The following is an 18656-nucleotide window of genomic DNA, read 5'->3' as shown; positions in this document are numbered from 1 at the left end:
CACGGGTTTCTGCCAATGTTGCATCGCCTTAGATATCTCATGTCGACGACACTAGCATACTCCGCAGTCGTGTTCGCAGCAGGAATTTCTTCCGCGCTCGCGGCCGACCCCACCGGCGACTGGCGGGTTGCCGACGGCGTCGCGAACATCCGAGTCGCACAATGTAATGGCAGCATGTGGGGCGTCGTGGCCTGGGAGAAGACCCCGGGCGGACGCGACAGCAACAACCCCGATCCGGCCCGCCAGAGCCGCCCGACGCTCGGCATGCCGATCCTGATCGACATGAAGAAGAAGCCCGGCGCAGACGCGTGGGAAGGCCAAGTCTACAACGCCAAGGATGGGCAGCTCTACAGCTCCACCATCACGCCGGTCGACCCCGATCACCTGGAGATCAAGGGCTGCGTGCTCGGCTTCCTGTGCGGCGGCGAGACCTGGACGCGGGTTGCTCCGCCGATTCCGTCGAGCCCTGTGAACAGCATGGCCAAAGGTACACAGAAACCAATCGCGCCGGCCCCTGCTCCGGCGGCCAAGACGACCACCGGCGTCGGCAGTGGCGCAACCGCATCGGCCAAGCCGGGACACAAGCCCGCGGACCAGGTCGGCGATATCTGCCTGCTGCCCGAGATCGCGCGCCCCCGCTAACTAACGGGCGTCCGTCACGCGAACAAAAAAAAAGCGGCCGAGAGATCGGCCGCTTTTTCTATTCCGTGATCACGAGCCCTCTTGCTCCTTGATCTCGCGAGGCTTGCCCATCAGCGCCGGCTGGAACAGCAGCACGGCGGCGAGCGTGGTGACCAGCGACAGCGCCAGCAGCTTGCCCATGCTGGACGTGCCGGGATGGCTCGACAGCCACAGGCTGCCGAATGCGGTCGCCGTCGTCAGTGCGCTGAAGAAGATCGCCCGGGTCAGGCTGGTCTGGAGCAAATTTGTGCGGCCGCCGCGCCACGCCACCACGTAGTAGATCTTGAACGCGACGCCAATGCCTAGCAGGAGCGGCAGGGCGACGATGTTGGCGAAGTTCAGCGGCAGCTTGATCAGCACGCAGATCTCAAGCGTCACGGCGCCCGCAACCAGCAGCGGCACGATCGTCATGAGCACGTCGCTGAAGCGCTTCAAGGTCACCCACAGCAGGAGGCTGATCACGACCAGCGAGTAGATGCCGGCGTGGATGAATGCCTTCACGATCGTGTCACCGGACTTCAGGATCGAGACCGGACCGCCGATCGCGTTGGGCTCGGCCGTCAGGACGGCGTTGGCGAATCGCCTGAGATTGTCGTTGTCGTTCGGATCGCCCTTGGGCTGCGCCTCGACCCGAATCAGTCCGTCCTTGCTCTTCCACTGCGACACCAGTTCCGGCGGCAGGTTCGCGAGGCTGACCGGCTGCGCCTGGAGAGTGGCGCTGAGCTGCGTCAGCGTGATCTTCCACGGCTCGACGAACACCGCCTGCGCCTTGTTGCGAACCGTTTCGCTGGCGCCCGCGAGCCTGGCAAGCGCGTCGGCGAGCCGCCGCGACGCGACCGCGCCCGGCCCGTTGCTCTCGCCCGCGGTGCGCCGGAGATTGTCGACGGTCGAGTTCAGGGCGTCGACATTCTCCTTGTCGCTCGGCACCGCATCGACCTGATCGGGGTTGAGTGCAGGCCCCAGCACCTTCGCGCCCTGCGCGATCAGCTTCAATTTGGCCGGCTGGTCCTCGGGGACGAAGCTGTCGAGCGACATCACGCGCGCCACCTCGGGCAACTTCGCCAGCTTGGCCTCGATCGCCTTGGCCTCGGTCTCGGAGCGCGTCAGCACGTCGATCGCATTGGCGCCCGTGTTCGGATCCTTTCGCAGGTCGAGATAGGTCGCGATCGACTCGGCGCGCGGATTGCGCAGGTTCATCGGATTGAAGTCGAACTTCATGTAATAGAGCAGCGGCAGGCCGGCGACGACCAGGCCGAGCGTGCCGACGATGATCGGCACGCGGTGCTTCTCGAGGAAATGATCGACCGGCGCCAGGAAGGCGTAGCCGACCGGCTCCTTCTCGCCGGGCGGATTGAGGATCCTCAGCAATGCCGGCAGCACCGTGATCGACGACAGGAACGCGATGATCATGCCGGCGCCGGCGATGGCGCCGAGCTCGGAGATGCCCTTGTAGTCGGTCGGCAGGAAGCACAGGAAACCGGCAGCCGTCGCCATCGCCGCGAGCGACAGCGGCACCGCGGAGCGGCGCGCGGCTTCCGCCAGCGCCTCCGGAAGATTGTCGTTCTTGAACCGCTCGGAGCGATAGCGAACGCTGAACTGGATGCCGAAATCGACGCCGAGGCCGATGAACAGCACGGCGAACGCGACCGACAGCAGATTGAGCGAGCCGACCATCATCAGGCCGACGGCCGTGGTGAGCGCGAGGCCGATGAACAGGTTGATGAACACGGCCGAGATGATCTTGGCCGAATGCAGCGCCAGCCACAGGATGATCAGCACGACGACCACGGTGCCGATGCCGTTGACGACGGCGCCTTCCTGCACGGTGGCGTATTCCTCGTTGGCGATCGGCACCGGCCCGGTCAGCCGCACGCGGGCGTGAAAGCGGTGCGGGAAATCGAGCTCGGCCGCCGCCTGACGGATCGCATCCGTCGCCGCCTTGCCGGGCTCCAGGGCCTGGTAGTCGAGGATCGGCTTGAACTGGATGAAGGCGCGCTTGTCGCTGTCTTCGAGCGGCTTGTCGGAGATCAGCTGGCGCCAGGAGAAGGTCGCATCGCCCTTGTCGAGCACGGTCTCGACCGTCTGGGAGATGTAGTCGAACGGCCGCGCGGCATTATCGAGCTTGACCTGGCCGCGCTTGACGCCGGCAAGGCCGGTCTCCAGCGCACCGGTCAGGCCGCGGATCGAGGGGTCCCCGGCCATGATCTCGACCAGCGGCGCCGCCGCCGTGAACTGGTCCGTGAGCTGCTTGACCTCCTCGGTCGGCAGGAACAGCAGGCCGTTCCTGGCGAAGAACTCGCCGCCGCCGAGCAGCTCGACCGATGAGAAGTTCGCGGTGTCGCCCTTGAGCTTCTTGGCAAGCGCATCAGCCGCCACGCCGGTCAGCTCTGGTGTCGCCGCCTCGACCACGCCCAGGATCATGCGATCGCGATCGAACGCCTGCTCATATTGCTGGTCGCGCTTGCGCCAGTCGAGATCAGGCGAAATCAGCTTGTTGATGTCGGTATTGATCGAGAAATGACGCGCCGTATAGAAGCCCGCGCCGACGGAGAGCAGCAGGGCCGCAATCAATGTCGGCCAGGCAAACCGGGTGCAGGCCTTGACGATCGAGACGACAAACGTGGTCAGCACTTCGTGACTTTCTAATGTTTAGAGAGCTGGGCGGAAACGTCCGCTTCATGGCGGAGTTCCCCGATCAGGGCGAGCCCCGGACGCACACATCCTGAGCGCGCCCCGACCCGGCCTGGCCCAACCTTGAAGACGAGGATGGTCCCTCGACGGCGGATCAAGTTGAACGATGCACGGAACCGTCGGGCCGGCTGATATAGCGGCTGTTCTCGGCGGTAAAGTGACGAACGAGTGAGAGCATAACCAACTCAATTGATTGATCTAATTTATAATTACTAAATTACCTGCAACCTCTCGGGGGCTGCGTGCGACGCATCACATGCGAGCGACTTGCAGACCGGCTTTTCTCTTCGCTCGATTTTTGACACAAAGCCCTGCGTTTCCATCCGTGTGGCGGGCCATTGGGGCACTCGCTGGTGCGATTATTGCAACCCTGTCGCACGCACGGAGGTGCCGGGTCGAAAGTGAGGCAACGTGGCTGGACGTCCCATGCAGGTGTATCTCGCGCAGCCGCGCGGTTTTTGTGCTGGAGTCGTGCGTGCGATCGAGATCGTGGAGCGCGCGCTGGAGAAGTATGGCCCGCCGGTCTACGTGCGTCATGAGATCGTCCACAACAAGCATGTGGTCGAGAGCCTGAAGGCCAAGGGCGCCATCTTCGTCGAGGACCTCTCCGAGGTGCCGCCGCGCGCCGTCACCGTGTTCAGCGCCCACGGCGTCGCCCGGACGGTCGAGGAGGAAGCGGCCGCCCGCGGGCTGCCGGTGCTCAATGCCACCTGCCCGCTGGTGACCAAGGTTCACAACCAGGGCAAGCGCTACATGTCCAAGGGACGTACCCTGGTACTGATCGGTCATGCCGGCCATCCGGAGGTGGAGGGAACCATGGGCCAGGTTCCCGGCCCGGTCTACCTCGTGCAGAACGTGGCCGATGTGGCCGCCCTGCCCCTGCCGCTCGACACCCCCTTGGCCTATATTACCCAGACCACGCTCAGCGTGGACGACACCAAAGACATCATTTTAGCCCTTCAAGCCCGCTTTACAGACCTTCAAGGTCCCGATATCCGGGATATCTGCTATGCGACACAGAACCGGCAATCTGCGGTAAGGGACTTGAGCAAGCTGGTGGACGTCATCCTGGTGGTGGGCGCCGCCAACAGCTCCAACTCGAACAGACTGCGCGAGATCGGCACCGAGGCCGGGGTCGCAAGCTATCTGATCGCTGATGGCAGCGAGCTCGATCCGGTTTGGCTGAAGGGGGCCAAGGCCGTCGGCATCACCGCCGGCGCCTCGGCTCCCGAAGTGCTCGTCGACGACGTCATCGAAGCCCTGCGGCGCATCGGACCGGTCGAGGTCGCGGTGGTCCCGGGGCGGGAAGAAAACATCGAATTCCGCCTGCCGGCCGAGCTGGTCGCGGGCTGATCGGTCCTCGTTTGGTCCAGAAAGAAGAGACGTAATGGCAATCCCCTTCCATAAGGAACTGCGTATCGGGGCCTATCTGATGAAGCAGAAGCTTCTCGGCCGGAAACGCTATCCGCTCGTGCTGATGCTGGAGCCGCTGTTCCGCTGCAACCTGGCCTGCGCGGGCTGTGGCAAGATCGACTATCCCGACGCGATCCTCAACCGCCGCATGAGCGCGCAGGAGTGCTGGGACGCCGCCGACGAATGCGGCGCGCCGATGGTCGCGATCCCCGGCGGCGAGCCGCTGATCCACAAGGAGATCGGCGAGATCGTGCGCGGCCTCGTCGCGCGCAAGAAGTTCGTCTCGCTCTGCACCAACGCGCTGCTCCTGGAGAAGAAGCTCGACCTGTTCGAGCCGTCGCCCTACCTGTTCTTCTCGGTGCATCTCGACGGCCTGCGCGAGCATCACGACAAGGCGGTGTCGCAGAAGGGCGTGTTCGACCGCGCCGTCTCCGCGATCAAGGCCGCCAAGGAGCGCGGCTTCACCGTCAACGTCAACGCCACCGTGTTCGACGGCCACCCGGCCGAGGAGATCGCCAAGTTCCTGGACTTCACCACCGAGCTCGGCGTCGGCGTCACCATGTCGCCCGGCTATGCCTATGAGCGCGCGCCGGACCAGGAGCACTTCCTCAACCGCACCAAGACCAAGCAGCTGTTCCGCGACGTCTTCAAGCTCGGCAAGGGCAAGAAGTGGAATTTCATGCATTCCGGCCTGTTCCTCGACTTCCTCGCCGGCAACCAGGAATTCGAGTGCACGCCCTGGGGCATGCCTGCGCGCAACATCTTCGGCTGGCAGAAGCCCTGCTATCTGCTCGGCGAAGGCTACACCAAGACCTTCAAGGAGCTGATGGAGACCACCGACTGGGATTCCTACGGCACCGGCAAGTACGAGAAGTGCGCCGACTGCATGGCGCATTGCGGCTATGAGGCGACCGCCGCCAATGCGGCGCTGACCAACCCGATCAAGGCGATGTTCGTGTCGCTGCGCGGCATCAAGACCGAAGGCCCGATGGCGCCGGAGATCGACCTCTCCAAGCAGCGCCCGGCGCAATACGTGTTCTCGTCGGAGGTGCAGAAGCGCCTCTCCGAGATCCGCAAGGACGAGGCCGTCGAAGCCCAGCAGAAGGCCTCGACCGCGGCCTGAGGCCGCTGAGATCAGTCCACAACGAAACGGCCGCCGGGCAACCGGCGGCCGTTTTTCGTTGAGGTGCTATGGGCTCGTAGGCGCCGCTCCGTTTCGGTGCAGGGATTGCGCCTCTGAGCGAAGCTCTTTCCACACGTCATTGCGAGCGCAGCGACGGAGCAAGCGGGATTATCGGAGCCTTAGCCGATAAAGCCGACGATCATTCGCCAGCCGGCGCCTTACGCTTCGGCGGCGGCCAGCGTCTCGGTCTCGAGGAAATGCTCGGCCGCCAGCAGGCCGCTCAGCAGCAGGTCGCGGGCGCCGCGCAGCGAGCGCAGGGCGCGATTGAACTCGATGCCCGTCGACACCAGACCACGCAGCACGGCCGGATTGCGGGCGACGCCGCGCAGGATCATCGGCAGGTCGATGTCGCCGTTGGGCTTGATGGCGTCCTTGGCGAGCGACGGGAGGGTGCGATGGGCGGGATCGGAGATCACCCGCAGCGCCGCGAACGGCAGCCCGTACTCGGCGGCATAGGCGGCAGCGATGTGGCTCTCCATGTCGACCGCGGCCGCGCCGGTCTTCATGCGCAGCGCCGCCTTGCGGGCCTGCGCCACCACCACCTCTTCGGCCCCGGCGAGCACGCCGCGCACGACGCGGCGCTTCTTCAGGGCGGCGCGGGCGATGTGCTCCTCGCGCAGCGACAGGCCCGACAGCCAGCGGGCATCGCCGGCGGTCACCTCGGTGGCGACGACGATGTCGCCGGCCTTGAGGGTCGGATCGAGGCCACCGGCCACGCCGAAGCTGACGACGCCGCGGATCGAGGTCGGGTCGAACACGGTGAGCAGCGAGCGCAACTGTCTGGGGTCGCTCGAGCTGCAGATCACCATCATGCCGGGCCCGGCAGCAATCCGGGCCTCCTGCACCAAGCCCGTCACGACCAAGACCGGCCGCGGATCAATCGGGCGATCCGCGGACGTGTCGTCCCCCATCCCCAACTTCACAATCCGACCCCTGACACCTTCTCGGACGTCGCGTGATCCGACGTCTCCGTCTCTTGTTCCAAAGCCTCAGCCGCGGCGGCGCCAGAGCGGAAAGACCTTAACAAACCGAGGATTACGCAGAAAATTTCCACGAGGAAACCCCGTTTGCGCCGCACTGCACCCGCACCCGATGCGTTTTTTGCCGGGTGTTGCCATTTGGCCCCGCCGACCCCTGTTCCGCCCTGGAACAGATCGCGCCAGCGCCTCCAGGCGTGGAACTTTAAGCAAGAACTACGCCACGAAAATGTGAGACTCGCGGCGCAGGCGGCCTGACGGCGCGTCCAGATTCGGCAGCCCTGCGCCCGTCAGCCGTGCCCGAGCAGGAGATTCGCGGCGCGGTCGCCGGAGCGCACCGAGCCTTCGATGGTTGCCGGCAGGCCGGTATCGGTCCAGTCCCCTGCCAGAGCGAGATTGCCGAACGCCGTCTTCACTCCGGGCCGGAGCGCGTTCTGCTCCGGCGTCGCCTCGAAGGTGGCGCGACGCTCGCGCACGATCTGCCACGGCGGCAGCTCGCCCGAGATCCCGGCGGCCTTGCAGACGTCGGCCCAGATCGCGGCGGCGAGTTCCTCGCGCGGCATGTCGACCAGGCGATCGCCATTGCTGATGGTGACCGAGAGCCGCTGCGGGAAGGCGAACAGCCACTCGACCAGGCCGCCGACCACTCCGAGCAGAGCTGGTGCATCGCGCGGCGGCGTGATGCGGAAATGGGCATTGACGATGGCACGATATTTCGTCGGCCCCGTGAGTCCCGGCAGCAGCGCCATCGCCGGCCGCGGCGGCACGGCGAGCACCACGACGTCGGAGGGACCGAGCGCGACGGTTTCATCACCGCCGAACCTGAGCCCGGTGACGCGACCGCCTGCATTGTCGAGGCCGCGCAGCTCGCGGCCGATCCGGACGCTGCCGCCCTTGCCTTCCAGGAATTTCACGGCCGGATCGATCAGTACGCCCGACAACCCGTCGCGCGCGATCAGCGGCCGGCAGGCCTGTCCGCCGGCCAACAGCGTCTCGCGGACGATGGCGCCGGCGAGCCCCGCCGAGCCCTCCGGCGGATCGCAGTTCAGCGCCGCGAGCAGCAGCGGCTGCACCAGCCGGTCGTACAGCGCGCCCTTGCAGGGAATCGTGCTGCCGATGGTCTTGGACGTGCCGGCCCAAATCAGCGGCGACAATGCGAGATAGTCGCCGAGCTTGGTATCCGGCACGCGGCGGCCCTCGTCGAACACCCACAGCGGCAGCCGGCCGTTGCCGAGATCGAGCAGCCAGCGCTGGCCGCTCCGGATGTCGACGAATGCGAACTGCGCCTTCTCCGGCCCGACCAGCCCCGCTTCCGAGCCGATCGCACGGGCATAGGACAGCACGTGATGATTGGCCGACAGCAGCAGATGGTTGCCGTTGTCGATCACCAGGTCGGTCGCGGCGTCGTAATAGGACCGGCAGCGGCCGCCGAGCTGCTGGGTGGCCTCATGGACGTGCACGATGTAGCCCGCGTTGGCGAGCCGCACGCCGGCGGAAAGGCCGGACACGCCGGCGCCGATGATGTGAGCTGTCTTCTGCATCAGATGATTGCGTAACGGAGGATGATGCCGATCTTCGTGAGCTTGCTCACGCGGACGGGCTCGCGCGGCAGCGCGAAGCCGCGTTCGAGCAGGAGGTCGAACACGGCGCGATAATATTTCGACATGATCCGCGGCGCCCGCACGGCGCGCCGACGATTTCGCCGCATGATCTCGTCGGCCTTCTCGAAATGCGTCTTGGCCCTGACCGCTACCGAGTTGCAGACCTTGGGCAGCGCCCGCTCCTGCATCACCTTGACCGGATCGTCGCTGGTGATGCCGGCGAACAGCAGCGCCTCGCGCGGCAGGTAGAGCCGGCCGATGCCGGCATCCTCGTCGATGTCGCGCAGGATGTTGGTGAGCTGCAGCGCGCGGCCGAGATGGTGCGCGAGCAGGATGCCGTCCTCCTCGGGCATGCCGAAGATGCGCACCGAGAGGCGGCCGACCGCGCTCGCCACGCGGTCGCAATAAAGGTCGAGCGTGGCGAGATCGGGCGCGCGGATCTCCGCCGGCACGTCCATCTCCATGCCGTCGATGATGGCGAGGAAGTCCTCGCGCTTCAGTCCGAAGGTCTTCACCGACGCGACATAGTCGCGCAGCCGCGGCGGCGGGTTGCCCTGGTACAGCGCGTCGATGTCGTCGCGCCATTTCTGCAGCGCTGCCAGCCGCTCGGGCCGCGGGCCGTCGGAATCGGCGATGTCGTCGACCTCGCGGCAGAAGCTGTAGACCTGGAACATCGCATCGCGCTGGGCGCGCGGCAGGATGCGCATGGCGGCATAGAACGAGCTGCCGGAGGCCGCCGTGCCGTGATCGACGTTATCCGCGGTCGCCTCGAGGGTCATGCGCCGGCTGCCGATTTGGTCTGGGGATGACGCCCGGCCACGCGGCGGCCGATCTCGCCCATCACCGAGGTGAAGGTGAGACCGAGCATGCCGATGGGCGACAGGTGCACGCGCTCGCTCAGCGGATCGCGCACCTTCAGCAACGCCACGATGCGGTCGGCGAAAGCCTGGATCACGGCGATCTCCAGTCCGAAGCGGAAATCCCGGACGCCGCCGTTGAGGTCCCTGCCCTCCTCGAGCAGCGCCGCATTGCGGACGGCGAGCTTCTGCAGGCAGGCCAGCAATTGCGGCGGCGATCTGGCCTCACCGAGCATCTCGACCGTGGCGCCGGCTTCGGCAAGCGCATCGCGCGGCAGATAGACGCGGTTGAGCGCCTTGTAGTCCTTGCCGCAGTCCTGCAGGTGGTTGTTGATCTGAAGGCCGGCGCAGATCGCGTCCGAGGCCGGCCAGGTCGCGGTGGACTCGCCGTGCACATCGAGCATGAAGCGGCCGACCGGCATCGCCGAATAGCGGCAGTAGTGGATGACCTCGTCCCAGTTCTCGTAGCGCAGCTTGGTCACGTCCATCCGGAAGGCAACCAGCAGATCGAGCGCGTGCCGGGGCGACATGCCGCGCCCGGCGAGCGCCCGGCGCAGGCTGACGGCGACGTCCTGGGTCTCGCCCGTTCCCGTCAGCTCAGCCTCGAGCAGGTCGAGCAGCCGCAGCTTCTCGTCGCCCGGCAGGCTCGGATGGTCGGCGATGTCGTCGGCGGTGCGCACGAAATTGTAGAAGGCGAGGATCAGCGCCCGATGCTCAGGACGGATGATCCACGACGCCACCGGAAAGTTCTCGTCCCGGTGTGTCTTGCCGGATCGCAAATCGCTCGCGGTGGTCATGGACGAAACAGCTATCAGGTTGAAGGGGCGCTACCGAAAACAATGCCCGCCGCTTCGCTCATGCGAACGGATTGCTCGCCCCCCATATAGGCGAAGATCCCGCCAAAACCAATGCAATCGATGTCGGGCAGCCCATAGAAGCGAACCGCCGTCCTGCCCCGAGGGGGCGGGCCGGCGGTCGTTAACCAAGAGAGTTCGAAAACAACCGTTCCGAACGGCAACCGCTTACTGGTTGTGGGTCTTCAGCACCTGATCGCAGGCCGAGCTGATCTTGGGGCGGTTCTCCTTGAGGCACGCCAGAATCGTGAAGTCACCCTGATCGATGACCGCACGGCAGAACTTCTGAACGTCACGCGTGCAGGCCGCCTGCTCTTCGGGCGTGCCGCCGCGGCCTTGCGCGAACGCACCGGTGGAAACGGACACCGACGACAGCAGGGAAAGTGCCAGGAAAATCTTACGCATCGTGTTCCTTCATTTTGACAGCAGAGGAGACCTCCCGGATCGCCGATGCTGCCCGGGAAACACCTGTTTGGTTTGGCAAGGACCGCAAGCCCCCCAGCGCCGGAGGTACGCTGCCAAATGCGGCCAAATTTGCGCCCTATGATCCCGAGCGGATCAAGCTCGGAGATCACAGCTTTGGCACAAACAAGGCGTTGATACTAGGGCGTTATTCTCGGAACACGTTTTTCGCATTTGGCTGTTGCAAGCATGCCGCGCGGACCGTTAGATGCGGGCGCCGTCGAGGCGGCTTGCGTGCAGCCGTCTTGCGAGGACGACCATTCGGCGCCGACCGGTCGCACGGTATCGGCGGGCATCATGGCATCCGGTCGCAGCGCCCGACCGGCCGTCATTTGAACCTAACCTTCGGCGAGAACACCAAGTGTTCGAAGCGGCGGCATACGCCGACACAGCGGTGTCATTTTGGATGGGAAACTCGATATGAAACTGTTCGGCTCACCTTTCTCTGGGCACGTCGTCAAGGCCGCCGGTCTCGGAGCGGCACTGTTCGTGGCGGCGACCGCAGTTCAGGCTCAGTCGGGCCCGTTCGCCGGCTTCGACGGCTCGTGGTCGGGCAACGGCACGGTCGCGCTGTCGGACGGCACCACCGAGCGCATCCGCTGCAAGGCCAGCTACAAGGTGGCCGGCGCCAATCTGAAGCAGAGCCTGCAATGCGCCAGCGACAGCTACAAGTTCCTCCTGTCCAGTGACGTCACCAGCCAGGGCGACCGCATCTCCGGCAACTGGAGCGAATCCAGCCGCAACGTGAACGGCGAGCTGCAGGGCACCGCCGGCAACGGCCAGATCGACGTGTTCGTGCAGGCCGCCGGCTTCGCCGCCAGCATCACCCTGCGGACCAGCGGCAACAAGCAGGTCGTGCAGATCTCCTCCAAGGGCGAGATTCGCGGCGTCAACATCACGATGTCGAAGACCTGATCTTTGGACCGGAGCGCGTCGCGCGCTCACGGGCAGTCGAATGCGCAAACGGCCCTGACAATGTCAGGGCCGTTTTGTTTTGCGGTGCTTCCGCAGCCGTCGGATACGAATGAGACCCACCGTCGTCGTCGCCCGGCTTGCCGCCTTCGCTCACGCTTCGGCACGCCCCCGAGGTGTTTAGCCGCGTCGAAGCCGAAGGCGCAGACAGGACCGGGCGCCCAGTGTTCCAGAGGCTGTCGTAGTTGAACCGATAGGCCACGGCGTACTGGATCACCCGCTTTCGCGGGTATAACGGCCCTGGTTTACGCAACAGCCTGGGCTAGAGCGGTTTGCGCTTCAGCTTCTGCGACAGGTTGATCAGGAACATCGCGGTCGGGCGGAGGATGAAGAGGTCGGCAAACAGCGCCGCCACCATCGAGAACGCGCTGAGCCAACCGAACAGCCGCAGCGACGGCAGATCCGAGAACACGGTGACGACCAGGCCGCAGGCCAGCACCACGGTGGTGAGGATCAGCGCCGGTCCGACCAACACGGTGGCCCGCTCCACTGCGACCGCGGCACTGACGCCGGGCGCGCTCTCCATCCGCAGCCGGTTCAGGAAGTGGATGGTGGCCGACAGGCCAAGGCCGAAGGAGACCGTGAGCGCCACCACGCTGGCGAATTGCAGCCCCTCCCCCATGGCCCACAGCACGGTGCCCGACATCACGACAGGGAAGATGCCGGGCAGGATGCAGGCGAGCATGACGACCCAGGACCGGAAGGCCAGCCCGATGAACATCGCCACCAGCGCGAACTCGATCGTCAGCCCATGGTTGAGCTTTTCGATCATGCCGGCCGAGTTGCGCGCGGCGATGGCGGCGAGACCGGTAACGGCGATTTCATAGCCGGGATGCTTCTTTCTCACCGCATCGAGCTCGTGGTCGAGCTTGTCGACCACCGGCAGCAGCTGGCTGGAGTCGACATCCGGCACACGGCCGGCGACCACCACCGCATCCTGCTCCTTGTCGATGAAGCGGCGCACCAGATGCTCGGGGATCAGATTGACGTATTCCTGCAGGGTCGCGGTATCCGACGAGCCGGCCTTCTCGGCCAGCCAGCGCCGGAGCGTCTCGACCGACCAGACGTTGCCGACACCCGCGGTCTTCTCGACCGTGGCATGGACGTCGGCGATGGTCTGCAGGGTCTCCGGGGCATAGAGCGAGGCGCCCTTCGGAAACTGGATGAGCACGTTGACCGGATTGGCGCCGGTCAGCTTGGCATCGAGCCGGTTGCTCGCCGCAACCGCCTGCTGCTTGTCCGGCACCTGGTCGGCGAGGCGATAGCGCGGCTCCAGGGTCGAATACACCACCGCGAGCGAGCCGACGAACAGCACCGCGATCAGGCTGAACAGGCCGGGACGGCCGACCATGCGCACCGCGATCCAGTAGCAGAAATTGCGCAGCGCCTGGACGCCGGCGTCGGCGCCCTGGAATTTGACCGCGAACGTCTTCTCGTTGCGCACCAGCAGCACGCCGAACACCGGCACCAGCGACAGCACCGCGACCAGCGCGATGATGGTGGCGGCGAGCCCCGCCTCGCCGAACTTGCGGATCAGGTCGCTGTCGGAGAACTGCAGGGCGATGAACGAAATGCCGGCGGTGGCGTGGGTCAGGACGCAAGCCGGGCCGACGACCAGCACGGCGTTCTTGAACGCCGTCACCTTGTCCTGCCCCGCGATCAGGCGGTCGCGAGCGGCGAAGGTGAGCTGCATCGAATCGGAGAAGCTGATGACCATGATGAGCGGCGTCATCACGTTCAGGAACATGTTGAGATTGAAATTGGCCCACCCGAGCGCGCCGAGCGCGAGCATGATCGCGATCAGCGGCGGAAACGCCGCCGCGATCATGAACGAGACCTTGCGGAAGAAGATGATGGCGATGACGCAGCCGGCGAGAATGCCGAGAATGTTGTAGGTCAGCCCGTCACGCTCCACCGCGTTGCGGATCTCGAGCTGCATGACCGGCACGCCGGAAAGCTGGACATTCAGGCCGGTGTCGCCGAGGTCCTCCGCCATCAGCTTCCGGATGTCGCCCACCACCTTCCCGAGATCGTTCGAGGCGACCACCTTGGGCTCGAGCGACAGCACGATCAGGGCCAGCGTGCCGTCCTCCGACAACAGCTTGCCACGGATGATCTCGTTGGACTTCACCGTTTCGATGAACTTGTCGTAGGCCTCGCCCTCCGGCAGATCCGACGGAAACAGCGCGGCCGGCAGCTTGCCGGGCGCCGGCGCCTGACGGGCCGAGAACAGCGACACCAGGCCCCGGGTGCCCTCGACCAGTTGCAGGTCGGTCACGAAGTCACGAAGCTTCTCGAGGTTTGGGCGGGCCAGCAGGGTCTTGCCCTCGACCACGACGAGGACGTCGAATTCCTCGGCCGGGAACTTCTTCGTCACCTCCTCGTACTGGTGGAATTCCTTGCTGTCGGAGCGAAACAGCTGGCTGAGCGAATCGTCGATCTGGATGCGCTTGATGCCGAACACCGCCGCCACGATGAGGACGAGCAGGACGACGCAGGAGAAGATCGGCGCCTTGACCGCGAGGAGGCCGAGCCGCTCGATGCCAAAGGCGATGCTGTCGGCCGGCCGGTGCTCGACCTTCTCGACATGGACTTCGTTGTCGTGCCTGACTTCCAGCATGCGGTGTCCAGTGGTTGGGGCGCGGCCCAATTCGGAAGGCCTGAGCGCATAGGGCAGAAATAAGGCCGCTCAGCGAAGCAGAGATGACCGCATTGTGGCCCGCAGCCGAAGCTAATCCTTGAAAACACGTGAAAATTCGTCGAGGCGGTCTAGCAGGGTTCACTCCCCGGCCGCAACCATGCGCGGCCACACAAGACGGCGAGCCGCGACGGCTTCCGATCACGCCACGATTCTGCCGTGCTTGAAAAGAGGTGGACGGCCCCGACGGACGCGGGGCTCGAAACCTGAACGACTCAAGGACCGGTATCCGACTGAGCCGTCCTTGCCGGAGCAGGCCGCGGCGCCGGCGAGCGCCCCGCTGCCCTGCCCCGGCGAGGCCATCACCCCGCAGGAAGGGCGGCCTCGCGCAGCCGGATCGAGTAGTTCGACGCGTTCTGATGCCCGCGCGAGGCGGCGCGCGCAAACATGATGAGGTGATGCGCGATCAGCGTCACGGCGATGAAATTCTCGATCTCGCCGCGCTTGAGCTGGCTCCAGGCAAAGCGCCAGAACGGCCGCTTGTAGTCGCCGAGCACGCCCACCTTCCAGAAGATCTTGCCCATCATGACCAGGCCGCGCCTGACGTTCGGCCAGCTCTTCATCTCGTCGCTGACCGGCACCTCGATGCGGTTGGCGTAGGTGGTGTCGCATTGGTGCTTGTAGCGCGCGAACAGCCGCTCCGGCTCATAGGCCACCTCCATGCAGCGCCGCCACGCCGTGACCACCTCGTCATAGGGCATCAGGAATTTCACGTTGGAGTCGCGACCGTCGTCGTGGACCAGCCTGCCCTCGCGCTCGAGGCGATCCCACAGGGGCGTCTTCGGGAGCGCCTGCAGCAGATTGATCGTGAGCAGCGGGATCCGGCTCTCCTCGACGAACTGCAGCAGCGCGTCCGCGGTCTGCGGCGTGTCGGTGTCCAGCCCCATGATGATACCGGAGACGACCTCCATGCCGTAGCTGTTGATGGTCCTGATCCCCTCCAGGATCGGCACCATCATGTTGTGATCCTTCTGCATGGCCGTCAGCGCATCCGGATCGGGCGTCTCGATGCCGCAGAAGATGGTGATGAAATAGGCCTCGCGCATCTTCTCCAGGATCTCGGGCCGCTTGGCGATGTTGAGCGTGGCCTCGCAGGCGAGCCGCATCACATAGCCGGTGCGCTTCTGCCATTCGATCAGATGCGGCAGCAGCTCCGTCGCGGCTTTGCGGTTGCCGATGAAATTGTCGTCGACGAAATAGACCGAGCCGGTGACGCCGCATTCCCTGAGCTTGTCGAGCTCGGCGATGATCTGCTGCGGCGACTTGATGCGCGGGTTGCGCCCATAGAGGCCGGGGATGTCGCAGAACTCGCATTGATAGGGACAGCCGCTGGAATACTGGATACTGCCGAGAAAGTACTTCTTCACCTCGGCGAGCTCATAGGCCGGCACCGGGAAATCGGTCATCGCCACCCGCTCGCTGGTCCGCAGCACGACCTGCTGCGCAGGCCGTGACGGATCCCGCGCCAGCCGCGCGATCAGCTCGTCGGTCGCATCGCCAAGCTCGCCGACATGCAGATAGTCGAAGCTCGGATAGTAGTCCGGGCAGGCGCTGACCGAAGGGCCGCCGAGCGCGACCGGCAGGTCGAACGCGTGCGCCCGCTGGCAGATGTCGTTCATCTGCTGACGCTGGATGTGCATGCCGCTGACGAACACCGCTTCGGCCCAGGAGAAATCCTCGTCCCGCGCCGGGCGGATGTTCTCGTCGATGAAGCGCACCTGCCAGGAGCTTGGAAGATAGGCCGCGATCAGCAGCAGCCCCTGCGGCGGCATGAAGGCCTGGATGCCGTCGGTGAGCGGATAGGCATGCTCGAAGGTTCCGAACGACGAGGTGTAGCGCGGAAACACACAGAGAATGCGACGTACCGTTTCGATGCCCTCGAATCTCATCGACTGCCCCTCGCGACAACCCGCTAACTGGTTACCTTACGGCCGAAGACAAGGCTTCGCCACCCCTTCCGGAAAAGTTGAGGTGCGATCGAGTTTTCCGCTCCTGTCGCAAGGCGCGACGTCCCCGCCGCGTGCCCGATGCTCACGCTGCCAGGCATGATCAGACGCGACCTGATGAGGCGACCTGATCCAATGTATCGCAATACGGATGGCGGAATGCGACGGGCGATCCAAGGTTCCAATCAGATGGATCATCGATCGGTCGAGCGCGACGACCGCTCCCGCCTGTCTCCGATCGGCGACCAATTGCTGAGCGCGCGTGCGCGCGGTCACTGGTTTGCAATGCATTTGCAAGGGAACGAGGGGCCTCGAAAGGGCGCATGCCCTCCGTAGTCAACCGGACGCCCCGGCGCGCGCCCCTGCTGCGGAGCACCAACTAATCGATTGAAACGCCAAGCAAAGTACGCTGTGGTTGTATAATACTGACGGTGTCCACTTAACGCTTTCTCCATGAAGGTTTTGCATAACTATTAACAATCAAGCGCCTCCTCCGTCGCAGCAAAAACTCGCGGTGTCTCACCTCATGACCTCACGCCCGACGTCAACGAAGACGGCCACGCGCCGATCCATCGCAGTCAAGCTCTATGCAATCTTCGCGTTGTTTGCGCTATTGACCGCCGCAATCACCTGGCTGTCCGACTACAACTCGCGGCGGGCCACGGAGCTCATCAAAGCCATCGAGACGGCCAATCTCGCCGCTCACAACGTTCAGCTGGTCAACGGCCTCGTCTATGCCGTCGTGATGGAGTCGCGTGGCGTCTACATGTCGACAGATCCGGCCGTCGTGAAGCAATACGGCAACGGCTTGCTCAAATTCAACGCCGAGATTCTGAAGGTCGTCGACAAGTGGCAGGCGATCGTACAGGCCGACGACGCCCAGCAATTCGCAACTTTCAAGAAGCGGATCGAGCAATTCGTCGAATTCCGCGCCGAACTGGTCCGCCGCGCCAATGAAATCAGCCCGGCTGCGGGACGCGAGTGGGGCGACAACGACGCCAATCGCTCCGTGCGCAAGGCGCTCAACACGGACCTCGAAGCGCTGTCCAAAGTCTATGTCGAGCGCGGAGGAAAGATCGCCGAGAAAGCGGCGCTGAACAACAAGCTCTCGCTCATGCTGACAGGCCTTGGCGGCTTGATGTTGGTTCTGGTCGCAGCCGGCGTGGTGATCATCGCTCGCTCGATCGCTCGGCCGCTGTCTCAGATCACCGAGACGATCCGCCAGGTCGCCACCGGCGCCGAGAACGTCGAAGTGCCGTATGCCGGGCGCGCCGACGAGGTCGGCGAGCTGGCCCGCGCCATCGGCGTGTTCCAGCAGGCGATGGCCCACAACCGCGACCTCAATGTCCAGGTCTCGCAGGACTCCGAAATCCGCGAAGCCCGGGCCCGCCACATCGAAACCGCGGTCGAGGAATTTCGCACCGCAATCGGCAGCGTGATGCGGACCGTCACCGAGAACGCCGCCGCGATGCGCGCCACCGCCGAGGCGATCACACGGCTGACGGCGGACGCCAACGAGCGCGCGGTCACCGCAGCCGGCGCGACGTCGCAGGCCTCGACCAACGTTTCCGCCGTCGCGAGCGCCGCCGAGGAGTTGTCGACGTCCGTCGAGGAGATCGGCCGGCAGATCCGGCAGTCGGCCGGCGCCGTCGAGCAGACCGGCCAACGCACCGAGAAGTCGGTCACGGAGATCGAGGGCCTTGCCGCCGCCACCCAGCGCATCGACGGCGTATTGACCCTGATCCAGACCATCGCCGAGCAGACCAACCTCCTCGCTCTGAATGCGACCATCGAGGCCGCCCGCGCCGGCGAGGCCGGCCGCGGCTTTGCCGTCGTCGCTCACGAGGTCAAGGCGCTGGCCGGGCAGACGGCCAAGGCGACCGAGGAGATCAGCCAGAACGTCGGCCTGATCCAGGCCTCGACCAAGACCGCGGTCGACGCGGTCCGCGAGATCGGCCAGGCGGTCCGCGGCATCAACGAGATCACCTCGAACATCTCCAATGCCATCCAGCAGCAGGACCAGGCGACGCGGGAGATCTCGACCAACGCGCAGTCGACCGCCCAGGGCAACCAGACGCTGGTCATGAACATCGGCTCGCTCCGCGACGCCATCAGTGAGACCTCGACGGCCGCCGCCTCCGTCCTGTCGGCGTCCGGCGACCTCAACGCGACCGCGCAGACGCTCGCCAACGAGGTCGAGAAGTTCTTTCAGAACCTGCGCTCGGGTCCGTCCGCGGAGATGCGGCTGCGCAAGGCGAGCTGACCGGGGCGAGCCCTCGGTTGCGGAAATCGCCCCCCGCAAGACGTGATCCGTTCCGACA

General features: G+C 65.2%; 13 protein-coding genes. 5 read left to right on the top strand and 8 right to left on the bottom strand.

Annotated elements, in window-relative coordinates; all coding sequences use genetic code 11:
- The first annotated feature begins 15 nt into the window (after positions 1–15).
- Positions 16–642, top strand: coding sequence for a DUF2147 domain-containing protein (locus QX128_RS24755; protein WP_409997886.1), 627 nt, complete (start codon positions 16–18; stop codon positions 640–642).
- 69 nt (positions 643–711) lie between these two features.
- On the opposite strand, the gene QX128_RS24750 is transcribed toward QX128_RS24755, so the two are convergent.
- Positions 712–3312 carry an MMPL family transporter gene (locus QX128_RS24750; protein WP_316238768.1) on the bottom strand — a complete coding sequence of 867 codons (2601 nt, stop codon included), beginning with the start codon at positions 3310–3312 and terminating at the stop codon, positions 712–714.
- 486 nt (positions 3313–3798) lie between these two features.
- Between QX128_RS24750 and ispH the strand changes: the two genes are divergently transcribed.
- The gene (ispH, locus tag QX128_RS24745; RefSeq protein WP_316218555.1) at positions 3799–4725 is read left to right on the top strand and encodes a 4-hydroxy-3-methylbut-2-enyl diphosphate reductase; all 927 of its coding nucleotides are present in this window, start codon (positions 3799–3801) and stop codon (positions 4723–4725) included.
- Between the two features lie 34 nt (positions 4726–4759).
- Positions 4760–5908 (top strand): adenosyl-hopene transferase HpnH, encoded by a 1149-nt coding sequence (gene hpnH, locus QX128_RS24740; protein WP_316183626.1) that lies wholly within the window; start codon positions 4760–4762, stop codon positions 5906–5908.
- A 218-nt stretch (positions 5909–6126) separates the two neighbouring features.
- On the opposite strand, the gene QX128_RS24735 is transcribed toward hpnH, so the two are convergent.
- The 5 genes from QX128_RS24735 to QX128_RS24715 form a co-directional block, all read right to left on the bottom strand.
- Positions 6127–6891, bottom strand: a complete 765-nt coding sequence (locus tag QX128_RS24735; protein WP_410051467.1) for a phosphorylase — start codon at positions 6889–6891, stop codon at positions 6127–6129.
- 344 nt (positions 6892–7235) lie between these two features.
- Complete coding sequence (hpnE, locus tag QX128_RS24730; protein WP_316183367.1) at positions 7236–8486, bottom strand: hydroxysqualene dehydroxylase HpnE; 1251 nt, start codon at positions 8484–8486, stop codon at positions 7236–7238.
- A complete protein-coding gene (gene hpnD, locus QX128_RS24725; protein ID WP_315801263.1) occupies positions 8486–9325 on the bottom strand; it encodes a presqualene diphosphate synthase HpnD in 840 nt (279 codons plus the stop codon). Before hpnD ends, hpnE begins: the two co-directional genes overlap by 1 nt.
- Positions 9322–10200 carry a squalene synthase HpnC gene (gene hpnC / locus QX128_RS24720; RefSeq protein ID WP_316238767.1) on the bottom strand — a complete coding sequence of 293 codons (879 nt, stop codon included), beginning with the start codon at positions 10198–10200 and terminating at the stop codon, positions 9322–9324. The genes hpnD and hpnC overlap by 4 nt, the downstream gene beginning before the upstream one ends.
- Positions 10201–10425: 225 nt before the next feature.
- Complete coding sequence (locus QX128_RS24715; protein ID WP_315801265.1) at positions 10426–10662, bottom strand: hypothetical protein; 237 nt, start codon at positions 10660–10662, stop codon at positions 10426–10428.
- A gap of 477 nt (positions 10663–11139) precedes the next feature.
- Between QX128_RS24715 and QX128_RS24710 the strand changes: the two genes are divergently transcribed.
- Complete coding sequence (locus QX128_RS24710) at positions 11140–11634, top strand: hypothetical protein (RefSeq protein ID WP_315801266.1); 495 nt, start codon at positions 11140–11142, stop codon at positions 11632–11634.
- A 319-nt stretch (positions 11635–11953) separates the two neighbouring features.
- Here QX128_RS24710 and QX128_RS24705 read toward each other — a convergent pair whose 3' ends face one another.
- Both QX128_RS24705 and QX128_RS24700 read right to left on the bottom strand, forming a co-directional pair.
- The gene (locus QX128_RS24705; protein WP_316238766.1) at positions 11954–14311 is read right to left on the bottom strand and encodes an efflux RND transporter permease subunit; all 2358 of its coding nucleotides are present in this window, start codon (positions 14309–14311) and stop codon (positions 11954–11956) included.
- A 380-nt stretch (positions 14312–14691) separates the two neighbouring features.
- The gene (locus QX128_RS24700) at positions 14692–16278 is read right to left on the bottom strand and encodes a B12-binding domain-containing radical SAM protein (protein WP_316183364.1); all 1587 of its coding nucleotides are present in this window, start codon (positions 16276–16278) and stop codon (positions 14692–14694) included.
- 583 nt (positions 16279–16861) lie between these two features.
- Between QX128_RS24700 and QX128_RS24695 the strand changes: the two genes are divergently transcribed.
- Positions 16862–18598, top strand: coding sequence for a methyl-accepting chemotaxis protein (locus QX128_RS24695; protein WP_316183363.1), 1737 nt, complete (start codon positions 16862–16864; stop codon positions 18596–18598).
- Positions 18599–18656 lie beyond the last annotated feature (58 nt).

It is taken from the genome of Bradyrhizobium sp. SZCCHNR1015, assembly GCF_032489875.1.
Taxonomy (GTDB): Bacteria; Pseudomonadota; Alphaproteobacteria; order Rhizobiales; family Xanthobacteraceae; genus Bradyrhizobium.
This window is presented reverse-complemented; position numbering and strand designations above follow the sequence as displayed.

Bases quoted from the DNA above. Each gene is read 5' to 3' on its own strand.
- QX128_RS24755 (WP_409997886.1), top strand. From the start codon at position 16: ATGTTGCATCGCCTTAGATATCTCATGTCGACGACACTAGCATACTCC.
- ispH (WP_316218555.1), top strand. From the start codon at position 3,799: ATGCAGGTGTATCTCGCGCAGCCGCGCGGTTTTTGTGCTGGAGTCGTG.
- hpnH (WP_316183626.1), top strand. From the start codon at position 4,760: ATGGCAATCCCCTTCCATAAGGAACTGCGTATCGGGGCCTATCTGATG.
- hpnE (WP_316183367.1), bottom strand. From the start codon at position 8,486: ATGCAGAAGACAGCTCACATCATCGGCGCCGGCGTGTCCGGCCTTTCC.
- hpnD (WP_315801263.1), bottom strand. From the start codon at position 9,325: ATGACCCTCGAGGCGACCGCGGATAACGTCGATCACGGCACGGCGGCC.
- hpnC (WP_316238767.1), bottom strand. From the start codon at position 10,200: ATGACCACCGCGAGCGATTTGCGATCCGGCAAGACACACCGGGACGAG.
- QX128_RS24715 (WP_315801265.1), bottom strand. From the start codon at position 10,662: ATGCGTAAGATTTTCCTGGCACTTTCCCTGCTGTCGTCGGTGTCCGTT.
- QX128_RS24710 (WP_315801266.1), top strand. From the start codon at position 11,140: ATGAAACTGTTCGGCTCACCTTTCTCTGGGCACGTCGTCAAGGCCGCC.
- QX128_RS24705 (WP_316238766.1), bottom strand. From the start codon at position 14,311: ATGCTGGAAGTCAGGCACGACAACGAAGTCCATGTCGAGAAGGTCGAG.
- QX128_RS24700 (WP_316183364.1), bottom strand. From the start codon at position 16,278: ATGAGATTCGAGGGCATCGAAACGGTACGTCGCATTCTCTGTGTGTTT.
- QX128_RS24695 (WP_316183363.1), top strand. From the start codon at position 16,862: ATGACCTCACGCCCGACGTCAACGAAGACGGCCACGCGCCGATCCATC.